Genomic DNA, 13689 nt, shown 5'->3' on the forward strand with positions numbered 1-13689 from the left:
GCTCAGCCCTGGTGGTACGGCGACTGGCCGTTGTACGGCTGCTGCCGGCCGTAACCCTGGGGGTACGGCTCCTGCGGGTACTGCTGCTGCGGGTACGGCTCCTGCGGGGCGTACGGGTCCTGGGGGTACTGCTGCTGCGGGTACTGCTGCGGCGCGTACGGGTCCTGCGGGTACTGCTCGCCGTAGTGCTGGTTGCCGTACTGGTCGCCGTAGTGCTGCTGGTTGCCGTAGTGCTGCTCGCCGTACTGCTGCTGGGGCTGGTGGTCCGGCGTCTGGTCGACGCGGCGCAGCTGGGTGGTCCGGTCGTCCATGGCCGGGGGCACCGCGGCCGGGGCCTGGACCTGGGACTCGGCCGGGGCCTGCTGCTGAGGAGCGTTCTTGTTCTTCGCGCGGGCGCGCAGGAACTCGATGGCGATGGGGACCACCGAGACGAGGACGATCAGGATCAGGATCGCCTCGATGTTGGCCTTGACGAAGGCGATGTTGCCCAGCCAGGAACCCAGCAGGGTCACACCCGCGCCCCACAGGACGCCACCGATGACGTTGAACAGCAGGAACGAGCGGTACCGCATGCCGCTGACGCCGGCGATGATCGGCGTGAACGTGCGCACGACGGGCACGAAGCGGGCCAGGACCAGGGACTTCGGGCCGTACTTCTCGAAGAACTCGTGCGCCTTGGCGACGTTCTCCTGCTTGAACAGGCGCGAGTCGGGCCGGTTGAACAGGGACGGGCCGACCTTCTTGCCGAACATGTAACCCGCCTGGTCGCCGAGGATCGCGGCGGCGCAGATCAGGGCGATCGCTCCCCAGAGGGGGAAGTTCAGCTGGTGGGACGTGATCAGCAGGCCGCAGGTGAACAGCAGCGAGTCACCCGGCAGGAAGAAGCCGATCAGCAGTCCCGACTCCGCGAAGACGATCAGGAGCAGGCCCCAGATGCCGAACGTGTCGAGGAGATAGTTCGGATCGAGCCAGCTCGGGCCGAGGGCAAGCGTCGTCACGGTTCCTGGCTCCTGAGGGGGTGGGGAGACTACGGCGGCGGGTAGCGCGCGCCCAAAGCTATCAACGCCCGGTGAACGGTCCGGGTTCCCCGGGTCCTCTCAGGATGCACCCCGCGCCCGGCGGTACGAAGCTGTGGACCATGGGCATCGACGATTACGGCGGCGGCCAGACGCCCCAGGCGGATGTGCTGGTCGTCACCACGAACGACGTACCGGGTCACCGGGTGCAGCAGGTCATCGGCGAGGTGTTCGGCCTGACCGTGCGCTCCCGGCACATCGGCAGTCAGATCGGCGCCGGGCTGAAGTCGCTGGTCGGCGGCGAGCTGCGGGGGCTGACCAAGACCCTCGTGGAGACCCGCAACCAGGCGATGGAACGGCTGGTGGAACAGGCACGCGCGCGTGGCGCCAACGCCGTGCTGGCGTTCCGCTTCGACGTGACGGAGGCCGCGGACGTCGGCACGGAGGTGTGCGCGTACGGCACCGCGGTGATCGTGGCCCGGGAGTAGCCCCCCGGGCCACGAGCCCTATGCGGTGTGCCGGGCCGCGTTCGCCTGGATGGCGTCGCGCATGTACACGGCCAGTCCGGGGCGGATGTTCTCGTACGTCGCGGTGAAACGCGGATCGTCGACGTACATCTGTCCCAGGCAGGCGTGCAGCTCGCGCGAGCAGTCGTAGTAGCTGGAGCAGATGAAGAGGCGATGCTCCTCGGCGACGTCCATCGCGGCCTCGGAGCCGGCCGGGACGCCCCGGCCGAGCAGGTCGGCCATCCGGCCGTGGATGGCGTCCATCTCCCCGGTGATCCGCTTCCAGTCCTCCTTGGTGTAGGCCGCGGTCCGGCGCTGGGACTGCCGGTACTGCTCGGTGTCGCCCCAGCGCTGCTGGATCTCGTCGGCGTACTGGTCCGGATCGTTGTCCCCGAACACCTCGAACCTCTCCTCGGGTGTGAGCTGGATTCCCATCGTGCGTGCCTCCATGGCGTGCTCCACGGCCTCGGCCATCTTCCGCAGCTTCTCGATCCGGGCGGTCAGCAGTTCGTGCTGGCGGCGCAGGTGTTCCCGCGGGTCCGCGTCCGGGTCGTCGAGCAGGGCCGCGACCTCCTCGAGCGGAAAGCCCAGCTCCCGGTAGAACAGGATCTGCTGCAGCCGGTCGAGGTCGGCGTCGCTGTAGCGCCGGTGGCCCGCGTGGCTGCGCTCGCTGGGGGCGAGCAGACCGATGTCGTCGTAGTGGTGCAGGGTGCGCACCGTGACCCCGGCGAAGCCGGCGACCTGTCCCACGGAGTAGTTCACTTCCGCTCCCTTCGTGCTTGCGCCCTCCACCCTGGGTCCTCACGCCACGTGAGGTGCAAGCCCGCGTGCGGGTCCGGCGGAGCGGACTTAGCGTCGGATGCATGCCCCTGCACCAAGGCGCCCAACAGCCGGCCGACCGTCCCCTGGCCGTCAACCCCTTCTACGGCGAGGCCAATCCGGCCGGCGGGATGACCCAGGCCCCGCCCACGCACCGTCTCCCGGACACCGCGATGGCGCCGGCGACCGCGTACCAGCTGGTGCACGACGAGCTGATGCTCGACGGCAACTCCCGGCTGAACCTGGCCACCTTCGTCACCACCTGGATGGAGCCGCAGGCCGGGGTGCTGATGGCAGAGTGCCGGGACAAGAACATGATCGACAAGGACGAGTATCCGCGCACCGCCGAGCTGGAGCGGCGCTGTGTGGCGATGCTCGCCGACCTGTGGCACGCGCCGGACGCCTCGGCGGCCGTGGGCTGCTCCACGACCGGTTCCAGCGAGGCGTGCATGCTGGCGGGGATGGCGCTGAAACGGCGCTGGACGAAGCGCGCGGGCGACCGCTACCCCGGGGCCCGGCCCAATCTGGTGATGGGCGTCAACGTGCAGGTCTGCTGGGACAAGTTCTGCACGTTCTGGGAGGTGGAGGCGCGGCAGGTGCCCATGGAGGGCGACCGCTTCCATCTGGACCCCGAGGCCGCGGCCGGGCTGTGCGACGAGAACACGATCGGTGTCGTCGGCGTCCTCGGTTCCACCTTCGACGGCTCCTACGAGCCGATCGCCGACCTGTGCGCCGCCCTGGACGCCCTCCAGGAGCGCACCGGCCTCGACATCCCGGTGCACGTCGACGGGGCGTCCGGGGCGATGGTCGCGCCGTTCCTCGACCCGGACCTGGTGTGGGACTTCCGGCTGCCGCGGGTGGCGTCGATCAACACCTCCGGGCACAAGTACGGGCTGGTGTACCCGGGGGTCGGCTGGGCGCTGTGGCGGGACGCCGCGGCACTGCCGGAGGAGCTGGTGTTCCGGGTCAACTACCTGGGCGGCGACATGCCGACCTTCGCGCTGAACTTCTCCAGGCCCGGCGCGCAGGTCGTGGCGCAGTACTACACGTTCCTGCGGCTGGGCCGGGACGGCTACCGGGCGGTGCAGCAGGCGTCCCGGGACGTGGCGCGCACACTCGCCGAGCGCATGGAGGGGCTCGGCGACTTCCGGCTGCTGACCCGGGGCGACCAGCTGCCGGTGTTCGCGTGCACCACGGCCGACGACGTCACGGCGTACGACGTCTTCGACGTCTCCCGGCGGCTGCGCGAGCGGGGCTGGCTGGTGCCGGCGTACACCTTCCCGCCGAAGCGGGAGGATCTGTCGGTGCTGCGGGTGGTGTGCCGCAACGGCTTCTCCTCGGACCTCGCCGAGCTGTTCGTCGAGGACCTCACCCGTCTGCTGCCCGAACTGCGCCGGCAGTCGCATCCGCTGACCCGGGACAAGGACGCGGCGACCAGCTTCCACCACTGAGCCCCCGGTGGGCGTCCGCCGGGCGGGGCTCAGCGTGCGTCCTCCGGCTGCCGCTCCCCCGTCGCGTACGGGTTCTCCTGGCCCGCGGCGAGCACGCCGACGAACGGTTCGCCCTCACCGGCGAAGGTGTAGGCGCCGGCCTCGATGCGCTCGATGAGGCCCCGGGTCCAGGCGGCCTCGCCGTCCGCCGTGTGCACCCACATGTTCATGATCTCGCCGATGTGGCCGAACTGCTGCGGCCCCTCCTCGGGGATGTAGTGCTCGGTGACGGTGTCCCGCCACGCGGCCAGCCGCCGCAGGCGTTCGCGCAGCAGCGCCACGACCTCCGTGCGCTCCAGGTCGACCATGAAACCGATCGCCGCGGAGAGGAGGTCGACACCGCGGTCCCGGGCGACGAGCGCCTCCCTCAGCAGCGTGAAGTACTCCTGCGTGCCGCGCTCGGTGACCTCGTACTCGGTGCGGGGCGGCCCGCCGGCCGTGGACGGCGCGGTCTCGTGCGCGCGCAGCAGCCCCTGCTTCGCCATCTGCTTCAGGGCGTGGTAGATCGACCCCGGCTTGGCGTGGGACCACTCGTGCGCGCCCCAGTACTCCAGGTCGCCGCGGACCTGGTATCCGTGGGCGCGCCCGTGCTGCCGGACGGCCCCCAGCACGAGCAGCCGGATGGTTGACATGGGGTCCAGAGTATGGCCGGGCGGCGGCTCGGCCGGAACGGCACCCCACCGCCCGGCCCGACCGGCCCGCCCCTGCGTGGTCCTGCCCCTTACTCGCCCTGCTCCCGCTCCTCGAGCCCCGCCTGTTCCTGAGCCACCAGCTCGAACGCGGTCCTGCCGTCCAGGGACTCACGGATGATGTCCGCATGGCCGGCGTGGCGGGCCGTCTCGCGGATCAGGTGCAGGGCCAGCCAGCGCAGCGAGACCCGCTCGTCCGGCGGGAACCACGGGTCGTTCGGCAGAGCGAAGGTGTCGTCCAGGCTGGGCACCGAGCGGAAGTAGGCCTCCGTCTCGGCCGCGACCTGCTCCCAGTACGCCAGCTGCTGCGCGAGCGTCTCGCCCTCGGTGAGCCGGAAGCACTCGTGCCAGTTCGACTCGTCCCGCTTGACCGCCGGCGGCTCGCCCTTGGCCCGGGCCACCCAGCCCTGCTCGACCTCGGCGACATGCTTGACCAGGCCGGACAGCGACAGCTCGCTCGCGCTCGGCCGGCTCGCGGCCTGTTCCTCCGTGAGGCCGAGCACGGCCCGGCGGATGCCGCCGCGCTGTTCCGCCAGGAAGGACAGCAGCGCCCCCCGCTCGTCGCCCAGCGCTTCGGCTCGCACGTGAGTGACCATGACCGGCCGCCTTTCGACTCGTCGTCCACCGGGCTTCCTGCCCGACACCGAAGACGTTACGGACCCTTGCGGTCAGCTTCTGTCCGCAATGGCTCGGCCTTCCGCCCGCGGTTCTGTCAGAAGGGGAACCGGCTGCGCCCGTGCTGTACCGAGATCCACTTCAGGCTCGTGAACGCCTCCAGCGTCGACTCGCCGTTCAGCCGGCCGGGCCCCGAGTGCTTCTCCCCGCCGAAGGGGACGATCGGCTCGTCGTGCACGGTGCCGTCGTTCACATGGAACATCCCCGTGTCGATCTGCCGCGCGAACCGCACGCCCCGCTCGATGTCGGCGGTGAAGACCGCACCGCTCAGCCCGTACGGGGTGTCGTTGACGAGCCGTACCGCCTCCTCCTCGCCGTCGAAGGGGATGACGAAGGCGACGGGGCCGAAGACCTCCTGCCGCAGCAGCGGCGAGTCGGCCGGGACCCCGGTCAGCACCGCCGGCTCGACCAGCGTGTCCGTCGTGGTGCCGCGCACCAGCGCCGTGGCGCCCTCGGCGAGGGCCTGCTCGATCACCCCGGAGACGTCCTCCGCCTGCCGGGAGTCGATCAGCGGCCCGATGACGGTCGCCGCGTCGCTCGGGTCACCGGCCTTGAGCCCTCTGACCCGGTCGGCGAACTTCGCGGAGAACTCCTCGGCCACGGACCGGTCGACCAGCAGCCGGTTGGCGGCCATGCACACCTGCCCCTGGTGCACGAAACGGCTGAAGACGGCGGCGTCGACCGCGTAGTCGACGTCGGCGTCGTCCAGCACCACCAGGGCGCTGTTGCCGCCCAGTTCGAGCACCGCGCGCTTGAAGTGGGCGGCGCAGACGGTGGCCACGTGCCGGCCGACCTGGTCGGAACCGGTGAAGGAGATGACCTTCGGCACCGGGTGTTCCAGGAACGCGTCGCCGATCTCCGCTATGTCGGTGACGACGACGTTGAGCACCCCGGGCGGCAGCCCGGCGTCCTCGAACAGCTTGGCTATCAGGGTGCCGCCCACGACGGGCGTGTTCTGGTGCGGCTTGAGCACGACGGCGTTGCCGAGCGCCAGCGCCGGGGCGACCGACTTCAGCGACAGCAGGAAGGGCACGTTGAAGGGGCTGATGACGCCGACCACACCGACCGGCACCCGGTAGACGCGGTTCTCCTTGCCGTCGATCGGCGAGGGAACGATCCGCCCCTCGGCGCTGAGCGCCACATGGGCCGCCTCACGCAGGAACTCCTTGGCCAGGTGCAGCTCGAACGCGGCCTTGCCCCGGGTGCTGCCCAGCTCGGCGATCATCGCCTCGGTGATCTCCGCCTCGCGCTCCTCGACGAGACGCAGCACCTTCTCCAGCACCGCGCGCCGGGCGAAGGGGTTGGTGGCCGCCCACTGCTTCTGGGCGCGCTCGGCGGCGCGGTAGGCGGCGTCGATCTCACCGGCCGTGGCGATCGTGATCGAGGCCAGCTTGTCGTTGTCGTACGGGTTGAAGTCGATGATGTCCCAGGAGCCGGTGCCCGGGCGCCACTCACCGTCGATGTACTGCTGCGCCAGGTCGGAGAAGTACGGTGACATGCGATCCCCCTGAATCCCTGCCTGCCGGGGCAGGCGAGTCGGCCTCGCTCACCTCGCGGTCTGATCGCACGTCATCGTACTTGTGGGTCAGGTCAGTTGAAGGAGTCCACGCAAAAGATCGCGGGTCTCGGACGGCCCGGGGCTGTCCTGCTGCAGCTCCTTCAGCGCCTGCTCGTACTGGGCAACGTCCTCCGGCTTGTCCAGGTACAGCGCGCTGGTGAGCTGCTCGATGAACACCACGTCCGACAGGTCGGACTCCGGGAAGCTGAGCACGGTGAACGCGCCGGACTCGCCGGAGTGCCCGCCGAAGCTGAACGGCATGACCTGGAGCCGGACGTTGGGCCGCTCGGACATGTCGATCAGGTGCTGCAGCTGCTCGCGCATCACCGCGCGGTCGCCGTAGGGCCGGCGCAGGGCGGCCTCGTCGAGGATGACGTGGAAGTCGGGGGCGTTCTCGGCGACGAGGTACTTCTGCCGCTCGAGCCGCAGCTCCACCCGCTTGTCGACGTCGGCCTCGCTCGCGCCCTTCATCCCGCGCCGCACCACGGCACGCGCGTACGCCTCCGTCTGCAGCAGGCCGTGCACGAACTGCACCTCGTAGGCGCGGATCAGGGACGCGGCACCCTCGAGGCCGACATAGGTGGGGAACCAGCTCGGCAGGACGTCGGAGTAACTGTGCCACCAGCCGGCGACGTTGGCCTCGCGGGCCAGGTTCACCAGGGCCGTGCGCTCCGCTTCGTCCGTGATGCCGTACAGCGTCAGCAAGTCCTCCACGTCCCTCGTCTTGAAGCTCACCCGGCCCAGTTCCATCCGGCTGATCTTCGACTCGGAGGCACGGATCGAGTACCCCGCCTGCTCGCGCGTGATCCCGCGTGCCTCGCGCAGCCGCCTGAGTTGCGAGCCGAGCAGCATGCGCCGCACCACTGATCCAGGCTCTCCCGCACTCACGTCCGCTGCCTCCCTACCGACTCCAGGGCCCGCAGTCTGCCACTAAAACACTTCGAGCAGTACTCGTCCGATTACAGAGACGGAAAAGCTTCCTGTGACATCCGTGCGACTTCTGGCCATCAAGAGCCAAGGAAGATGCGGAAGTTGAGTAGGAAGAGGCAGAAAAAATGACCAACAAGCGGCACGTGGGCATCCATTTCGGTCACGTGCACGTGCATCTGCCCTTGCATCTGCTCTGCGCATCCGAAACCATGGTCCCGCGCCACCGCTGCATCGCAACGACCGCGAACTCCCGGGAGTGCCTCGCATGGGGACGAATGGATCGACCATGCTCCAGCCGTTACGGCAGGGCCTTCCGCCGCTGGATCCCGCAGCCGTCTCCAACGCCGCCTCCTGTTCCCTGCCCGCCCGTTACGAAGCCGTCCGCGAGGCGCGCCGGTTCACCCGCCAGACCCTGGACCAGTGGGGGCTGGGCGACCGCTTCGACGACGTGTGCCTCGTCGTCTCCGAACTCGTCACCAACGCGCTGCGCCACGCCACTCCGGCCGGCGATCCGCTGCCGCCCGTACGCCTGCATCTGATGCGGTGGAGCGAGCGACTGGTGTGCGCGGTGCGCGACACGAGCAAGGACGGTCCGGTGGCCCGCGAGGCCGACGACTTCGCGGCCGAGTCCGGGCGGGGACTGTTCCTCGTGGAGTCCTTCAGCGACAGCTGGGGCTGGCACCCGCTGTCCGGCGCCCTGGGCGGCAAGGTCGTCTGGGCCCTGTTCCGGCTGCCTTCCCCATGATCCCACCCGGCGTTCTTCGACGCTGGGTTTCTACGCGCGTCAAGCAAGCGCTCTCACGGCGGACACACGTGAGCCCTGATCATCCGCCGACGAGATGGTCGAACTCCCCGTCCTTGACGCCGAGCAGCATGGCCTCGATCTCCGCCCGTGTGTAGACGAGCGCGGGCCCGTCGGGGAAGCGCGAGTTGCGCACGGCCACCTCCCCGCCCGGCAGCCGGGCGAACTCCACGCAGGAGCCCTGGGAGTTGCTGTGCCGGCTCTTCTGCCAGGACACCCCGTGCAGGCGCGTGGCGGCGATGCCGTTGTACACGCCGGACGCGTTCTCAACGTCGTACACGTCGTGGTCCACAGGTCGCTCCCCGGTGGTGCACTGGCTGATGAGGCCATTGATGCAGTGGTCAACTGATCGGGATCATAACCCCGTTCACGTGCAGGCGCCTGAGCAAATGCACGTGCACGCCTGGTGTTCTCCCGGTTACAGCTTTTGACGAGCGCTTTACGCGAACCGTTCCAGCGCCTGCCCCAGAGCAGGCAGAACATGCGCGGCCCAACCGCCGCCCATGATCCGCCGCGCCATCAGCTGTGCCGGATCGTCCGGATCGAAGCCTTCGTGCACCAGGAACAGACGCGTTCCGCGCCCTTCCTGTTCCAGCCGCCAGGTGATCGTCCAGTCAGCGGAGCGGGCGGGATCGGCGTCCCGCCACCGCACGGCCAGCATCCGCTCCACCTCGAAGGCGAGCACCTCCACCTCGACCACACCGGAGAAACCGGTGTTCGGCCGCGGCACGGAGGTCATCCGATACCGATGACCGACCGCGAGCCGGAAATCCCCGGAACCGGGCATCTGCCACTGCGCGAGCAGTTCCGGCTCGGTCAGCGCACGCCACACCTTGGCGGGAGGATGCGAGAAGAACTGATCGACACGGACCGTCGTGAGATCGTCGTCGGCACTCATGACGGGTCATCGTCGGGCATCCGGTCGAGCAGATCCCCGAGCCCCTTCAGCTGATCGCGCCAGAACCGCTCGTACGGATGGAGCCATTCCTGCACCTCGGCGAGCGGCACCGCCCGCAGCCGGTAGATACGCTGCCGCCCGGACCGCTGCTCGGCGACGAGCCCGGCGTCCCGGAGCACCTTCAGATGCTCCGACAGACTGGGCCGGCGCATGGCGAAGTGATCGGCGAGTGCCTGCACGGGCTGCGGCCCGTCCTCCCGCAGCAGCCGCAGCACCTCCCGGCGGGTGGCGTTGGCGAGCGCGGCGAAGACACGGTCCTCCGCGGCGACATCACGGGCCCCGGCACTCATCACGGCGTCAGAAGCCTTCCTTCTCCGTCAGCAGCATCAGACCGTTGCCGTCGGGATCGGCGAAGGAGGCCATACGGCCCCACGGCTGCTCCTGCGGCCCCCGCACCGCGGCCCCCGCCTCGGCGAGCCGGGCGCAGTCGGCGTCGACATCGGTCGTCACCAACATGATCCCCCGCGCCGACCCGGCCTCGAAATCCCCCATCCCCGGCCCCGCCAGCGTGAACACGGTCTGCGCCCCCGCCGGTGCGACCTGCAGCCACCGCCCGGCGGGCATGTCCAGGTCGGCGACGACCTCGAACCCGAGCACATCGCGATAGAAGCGCAGGGCCCGGTCCTGGTCGGCGACGGGAAGGGTGACGAAGGAGGCGTGAGTGATGGTCATGCCGGAGACAATACGTAGGGATACTCCTACGCGTCAATCGTAGGTCTTTCCCTACGGGTCCGGCCCGACCTTTGGCGTTTCCCTCTCGGCACGGCCCAGCCCGTAGGCGTTTCCCTATGGGCAGGGCCCGTCGGCGCGACGCGCGCCACGGCGAACCCACACGCAAACGGCACCCCTGAGGTCTGGCAAGCGCCGATACCCGTTGGTAGCGTGCCCCGGTGACTTCCCCGACCCGCACACGCCGCCGGAGCCTCACGACCGCGGCCGCAGTCCTCACCGCCGCCCTGACCCTGGCGGCGTGCAGCAGCGGCGGCGGCAGCGACGACGCCGGGAAGAACACTCCCTCCGCGACGACCCCGCAGTCCCCCACCGGCGCGGGCACCCCCACCGGCGCCGCCGGGCGCGCCGACGCCCTGCAGGGCAACTGGCTCACCACCACCAACGGCAAGGCCGTGGTCCTGGTCCTCACCTCGTCGCAGGCCGCCCTCTTCACCACCGGCGGCAGCGTGTGCAGCGGCCCGGTCCAGGACCGAACGATCCGGCTGAAGTGCAAGGGCTCGGCGGCCGGCCACACCACGGGCCACATCGACTCCGTGGACACGACGTCGATGAAGGTCACCTGGGAGGGTGACGTCGGCACGGAGACGTACACCCGCTCCGAAGGCGGCGAACTGCCGTCCCGTTTCCCCACGGCGGGCCTCGGCTCGTAGGACCGGGGCCCCGCATGCGCGATGATCCTGGGGCACCGTCTCGATCTCAGGGGATTTCACACATGCGCGCCATGCCGATCACCGTCACCGCCCTCGCGGCGGCACTCCTTCTCACCGCTTGTGACAGCGGCACCGAAAGCAGCGCCACGGCAGGCGGCGGCGACGCCAAGGCCGCGAAGAGCACGGCCTGCCGTCTCGACGGCGTGGGCGCCGAGGTCGGCCCGGTCAGCGCCGCGCCCTCCGCCGGTGACACCGGCACCGTCACGGTCACGCTCACCAACACCGGTTCCGACTGCACCCTGGAGGGCTTCCCGAAGGTCGTCCTCCAGGCCGGAGACACCAAGGCGGCCGTCCCCGCCGACCAGGCGGCGCAGAGCCAGAAGCTGTCGCTGGCCAAGGACGCGACGACGTCCTTCACGATCACCTACACGCGTGCGGCGGCGTCGGCGGGCGCGCAGAGCCTGGCCGTGAAGACGGCGACGTTCGCCCTGCCCGGCGCGGAGGACACGCACGAGTTCCCGTGGTCGTACGGCGAGGTCGCCCTCAAGGGCGGCACCCCGGACGCCACGGTGGGCGGCTTCGAACAGGCCGGCGACTGACGCCGACGCCGAAGCTGACGGCGCCCGCGGACGGACCGGCGGTCCCACGGCCCTGACGGCCCGGACGAGCCGTTTGGGGCCGTGACCGCGCGGGCTCATGGCGCCGTGGCGGCGCAGGCCGTGGCACCGTGACGGCGCAGGCCGTGGCACCGTGACGGCGCAGGCCGTGCACCGAGACGGCTCAGGCTCGAACCCCCGTGGCGGCTCCGGCTCACGGCCCCGCGACCGCACAGGTCGTCGCGGGAGACCGCCGTACGCCTGAGCGTCACGGCAAGCGGGGCCGGTCCCCCACCCGGGCCTGGTCCGCCGCGCGGGAGCCCTCGGTCCATCCGGCCGCGTCGCTGACTCCCCGCAGCCGGGTGGACACCGTCTCCGGGAACATCCGGTCGGCCGCGGCGCCGACCGCGACCTCGCGGGAGGCGAGCACCGGCAGCAGGTCGTCGCTCACCTGCGTGCTTGCGGCAGCCGCGAGCCGCCCGCCTATCCGATGCGCGTACGCGGCGAGGAACGACTGCCGGAAGGTCTTCGTCCTCTTACGCCCGCCCTTGCGCTGCGCCACCTCCGCCGTGGCCAGCGCCGACTGGGCCTGCACCAGCAGCGAGGTGTAGAGCAGCTCGACGGCCTCCAGGTCGGCCTCGAACCCGACGACCGTGGAGAAGCACAGCGCCTCGTTCCACACCGCGCGGCAGTGGTTGGCGGTGGCGACCGCGTCGAGCAGCACCGCCTTGGCCTGCTCGTACGGCGGCTCGACCCCGATCCGGCAGGCGCCGGGCGCGTCGGGGGCGGGCGCCTGCGCGTCGAGCAGCGCCTCGTCGACGCTGTGCCGGGCCATCAGCTCCTGCGCCTTGGCGGTGAGAGCCTCGGCCTCCTCCGGATAGCCGGTCGCCTCGGCCTTGGCGAGCAGTGCGCGGATCCGGCCCAGCATCCGGGGCTCGGAGCCGCGCGGCCGGCGCGGCTCCTCCAGGGGCTCCAGCGCGGGCAGGCGCACCAGCAGCCGGTACAGCTCGAGGACGGTGGTGGCGTGGGTGAACCGGTCGGCACGGGCCGGCGCCGGACCGGGCAGTTCCTCGATCTGTGCCCGCCAGCGCGCGCTTCGGGCGCGGTCGTCGGGCGCCTGGGCCCGCACGAGCTCGGCGGCCAGCCGCACGTGTACGTCGTCCAGTTCGCGCCGCAGGATCCGCACGAGGTCGGCGGGCTGCCAGCCACGCCGCCAGAGCACCGCCACGAACTCCCGCCCACGCCGCTCGACGTCGGCGTCGGCCGCAGGGTCGGCGGCCAGCAGGGAGGCACCGGTGTCCAGGGCGGTCACACCGGTGTCGTACAGGGCGGCCTCGAAGGCCCGGTCGACAGCGCTCACCCGACGATCGTGACACGGGGCACTGACAACCGGGGACCGCCTGCGCCCCGCAGGCGAGCACGCACCCCGCCCCTGTCAACCAACGGTTGACGCCACTGGACTGTCAACCTAAGGTTGACACATGGCGAAGAATCCCGCTGTCACGACATCCGTCCGCCTCGACGACCTCATCGCGGCCATCAAGAAGGTTCACGAAGAACCCCTCGAACAGCTCGAGGACGCCGTGATCGCCGCGGAGCACCTGGACGAGGTGGCCGACCATCTGATCGGCCATTTCGTCGACCAGGCCCGCCGCTCGGGCGCCTCCTGGACCGACATCGGCAAGAGCATGGGCGTCACCCGGCAGGCGGCGCAGAAGCGGTTCGTGCCCAAGGAGTCGGCCGACCTCGACCCCAGCCAGGGCTTCAGCCGCTACACCCCGCGCGCCCGCAACGTCGTCGTGGCCTCCCACAACGAGGCCAAGGCGGCGCACAGCGCCGAGAGCGTCCCCGAGCACCTGGTCCTCGGCCTGCTCGCCGAACCGGAGGGACTGGCCGCCAAGGCGATCACCGCCCAGGGCGTCACCCTCGACACGGTCCGCGAGGCCGCGCGGGCCGCGCTCCCGCCGGCCGCCGAGGACGCGCCGGACCTGGTGCCGTACAGCTCCTCGGCGAAGAAGGTCCTGGAGCTGACGTTCCGCGAGGCGCTGCGCCTCGGCCACAACTACGTCGGCACCGAACACATCCTGCTGGCCCTGCTGGAGCACGAGAACGGCGAGGGCGTCCTCAGCGGACTGGGCCTCGGCAAGCAGGCCACCGAACGGCACGTCGCGGAGTTCCTCGCGGCCGTGCAGGCCGGCGAACAGGACTGACCCGCGGCGGCGCCCCGGCGCGACCGCCGGAGTCCCATCGCCGGAGTCTCGCCGCCGG

17 protein-coding genes are annotated in these 13689 nt (G+C 70.7%); 6 read left to right on the plus strand and 11 right to left on the minus strand.

The window, feature by feature from the left end; genetic code table 11:
* Positions 1–2: 2 nt before the first annotated feature.
* Positions 3–998, minus strand: coding sequence for a DedA family protein (locus ACZ64A_RS36155; protein WP_469816188.1), 996 nt, complete (start codon positions 996–998; stop codon positions 3–5).
* 140 nt (positions 999–1138) lie between these two features.
* Here ACZ64A_RS36155 and ACZ64A_RS36160 point away from each other — a divergent pair, with 140 nt between their 5' ends.
* Entirely contained in the window at positions 1139–1504 is a 366-nt protein-coding gene (locus ACZ64A_RS36160) for a YbjQ family protein (RefSeq protein ID WP_469816189.1), read from the plus strand.
* An 18-nt stretch (positions 1505–1522) separates the two neighbouring features.
* Here ACZ64A_RS36160 and ACZ64A_RS36165 read toward each other — a convergent pair whose 3' ends face one another.
* On the minus strand, positions 1523–2284 hold the full coding sequence (locus ACZ64A_RS36165; protein ID WP_469816191.1) for a MerR family transcriptional regulator: 762 nt from the start codon (positions 2282–2284) through the stop codon (positions 1523–1525).
* Between the two features lie 101 nt (positions 2285–2385).
* Between ACZ64A_RS36165 and ACZ64A_RS36170 the strand changes: the two genes are divergently transcribed.
* Positions 2386–3792 carry a glutamate decarboxylase gene (locus ACZ64A_RS36170; RefSeq protein ID WP_469816193.1) on the plus strand — a complete coding sequence of 469 codons (1407 nt, stop codon included), beginning with the start codon at positions 2386–2388 and terminating at the stop codon, positions 3790–3792.
* A gap of 29 nt (positions 3793–3821) precedes the next feature.
* On the opposite strand, the gene ACZ64A_RS36175 is transcribed toward ACZ64A_RS36170, so the two are convergent.
* The 4 genes from ACZ64A_RS36175 to ACZ64A_RS36190 all read right to left on the minus strand — a co-directional run bounded on the left by ACZ64A_RS36175 (position 3822) and on the right by ACZ64A_RS36190 (position 7605).
* Complete coding sequence (locus ACZ64A_RS36175) at positions 3822–4463, minus strand: PadR family transcriptional regulator (protein ID WP_469816194.1); 642 nt, start codon at positions 4461–4463, stop codon at positions 3822–3824.
* A gap of 89 nt (positions 4464–4552) precedes the next feature.
* Positions 4553–5116, minus strand: a complete 564-nt coding sequence (locus ACZ64A_RS36180; RefSeq protein ID WP_469816196.1) for a DinB family protein — start codon at positions 5114–5116, stop codon at positions 4553–4555.
* Between the two features lie 116 nt (positions 5117–5232).
* Positions 5233–6693: an aldehyde dehydrogenase family protein gene (locus ACZ64A_RS36185; protein ID WP_469816198.1), complete on the minus strand. Its 1461-nt coding sequence runs from the start codon at positions 6691–6693 to the stop codon at positions 5233–5235.
* Positions 6694–6780: 87 nt separating this feature from the next.
* Positions 6781–7605 (minus strand): helix-turn-helix domain-containing protein, encoded by an 825-nt coding sequence (locus ACZ64A_RS36190; protein WP_469816267.1) that lies wholly within the window; start codon positions 7603–7605, stop codon positions 6781–6783.
* A gap of 343 nt (positions 7606–7948) precedes the next feature.
* Between ACZ64A_RS36190 and ACZ64A_RS36195 the strand changes: the two genes are divergently transcribed.
* Positions 7949–8428 (plus strand): ATP-binding protein, encoded by a 480-nt coding sequence (locus tag ACZ64A_RS36195; protein ID WP_469816200.1) that lies wholly within the window; start codon positions 7949–7951, stop codon positions 8426–8428.
* A 79-nt stretch (positions 8429–8507) separates the two neighbouring features.
* Here the strand turns inward: ACZ64A_RS36195 and ACZ64A_RS36200 are convergent, their stop codons facing one another.
* From ACZ64A_RS36200 to ACZ64A_RS36215, 4 genes are all read right to left on the minus strand, one after another.
* Positions 8508–8777 (minus strand): DUF397 domain-containing protein, encoded by a 270-nt coding sequence (locus tag ACZ64A_RS36200; RefSeq protein WP_469816202.1) that lies wholly within the window; start codon positions 8775–8777, stop codon positions 8508–8510.
* 147 nt (positions 8778–8924) lie between these two features.
* The gene (locus ACZ64A_RS36205; protein WP_469816204.1) at positions 8925–9383 is read right to left on the minus strand and encodes an SRPBCC family protein; all 459 of its coding nucleotides are present in this window, start codon (positions 9381–9383) and stop codon (positions 8925–8927) included.
* Positions 9380–9733 (minus strand): ArsR/SmtB family transcription factor, encoded by a 354-nt coding sequence (locus ACZ64A_RS36210; protein ID WP_469816269.1) that lies wholly within the window; start codon positions 9731–9733, stop codon positions 9380–9382. The genes ACZ64A_RS36205 and ACZ64A_RS36210 overlap by 4 nt, the downstream gene beginning before the upstream one ends.
* 7 nt (positions 9734–9740) lie before the next feature.
* Entirely contained in the window at positions 9741–10115 is a 375-nt protein-coding gene (locus tag ACZ64A_RS36215) for a VOC family protein (protein WP_469816206.1), read from the minus strand.
* 218 nt (positions 10116–10333) lie between these two features.
* Between ACZ64A_RS36215 and ACZ64A_RS36220 the strand changes: the two genes are divergently transcribed.
* Positions 10334–10825, plus strand: a complete 492-nt coding sequence (locus tag ACZ64A_RS36220; RefSeq protein WP_469816208.1) for a hypothetical protein — start codon at positions 10334–10336, stop codon at positions 10823–10825.
* A gap of 62 nt (positions 10826–10887) precedes the next feature.
* Positions 10888–11424, plus strand: a complete 537-nt coding sequence (locus ACZ64A_RS36225; RefSeq protein ID WP_469816210.1) for a DUF4232 domain-containing protein — start codon at positions 10888–10890, stop codon at positions 11422–11424.
* Between the two features lie 265 nt (positions 11425–11689).
* Here the strand turns inward: ACZ64A_RS36225 and ACZ64A_RS36230 are convergent, their stop codons facing one another.
* The gene (locus ACZ64A_RS36230) at positions 11690–12781 is read right to left on the minus strand and encodes a DUF2786 domain-containing protein (protein ID WP_469816212.1); all 1092 of its coding nucleotides are present in this window, start codon (positions 12779–12781) and stop codon (positions 11690–11692) included.
* 121 nt (positions 12782–12902) lie between these two features.
* Here ACZ64A_RS36230 and ACZ64A_RS36235 point away from each other — a divergent pair, with 121 nt between their 5' ends.
* A complete protein-coding gene (locus ACZ64A_RS36235; RefSeq protein WP_469816214.1) occupies positions 12903–13631 on the plus strand; it encodes a Clp protease N-terminal domain-containing protein in 729 nt (242 codons plus the stop codon).
* The last annotated feature ends 58 nt before the right edge of the window (positions 13632–13689 follow it).

This window comes from Streptomyces sp. NPDC104814 (assembly GCF_055583185.1).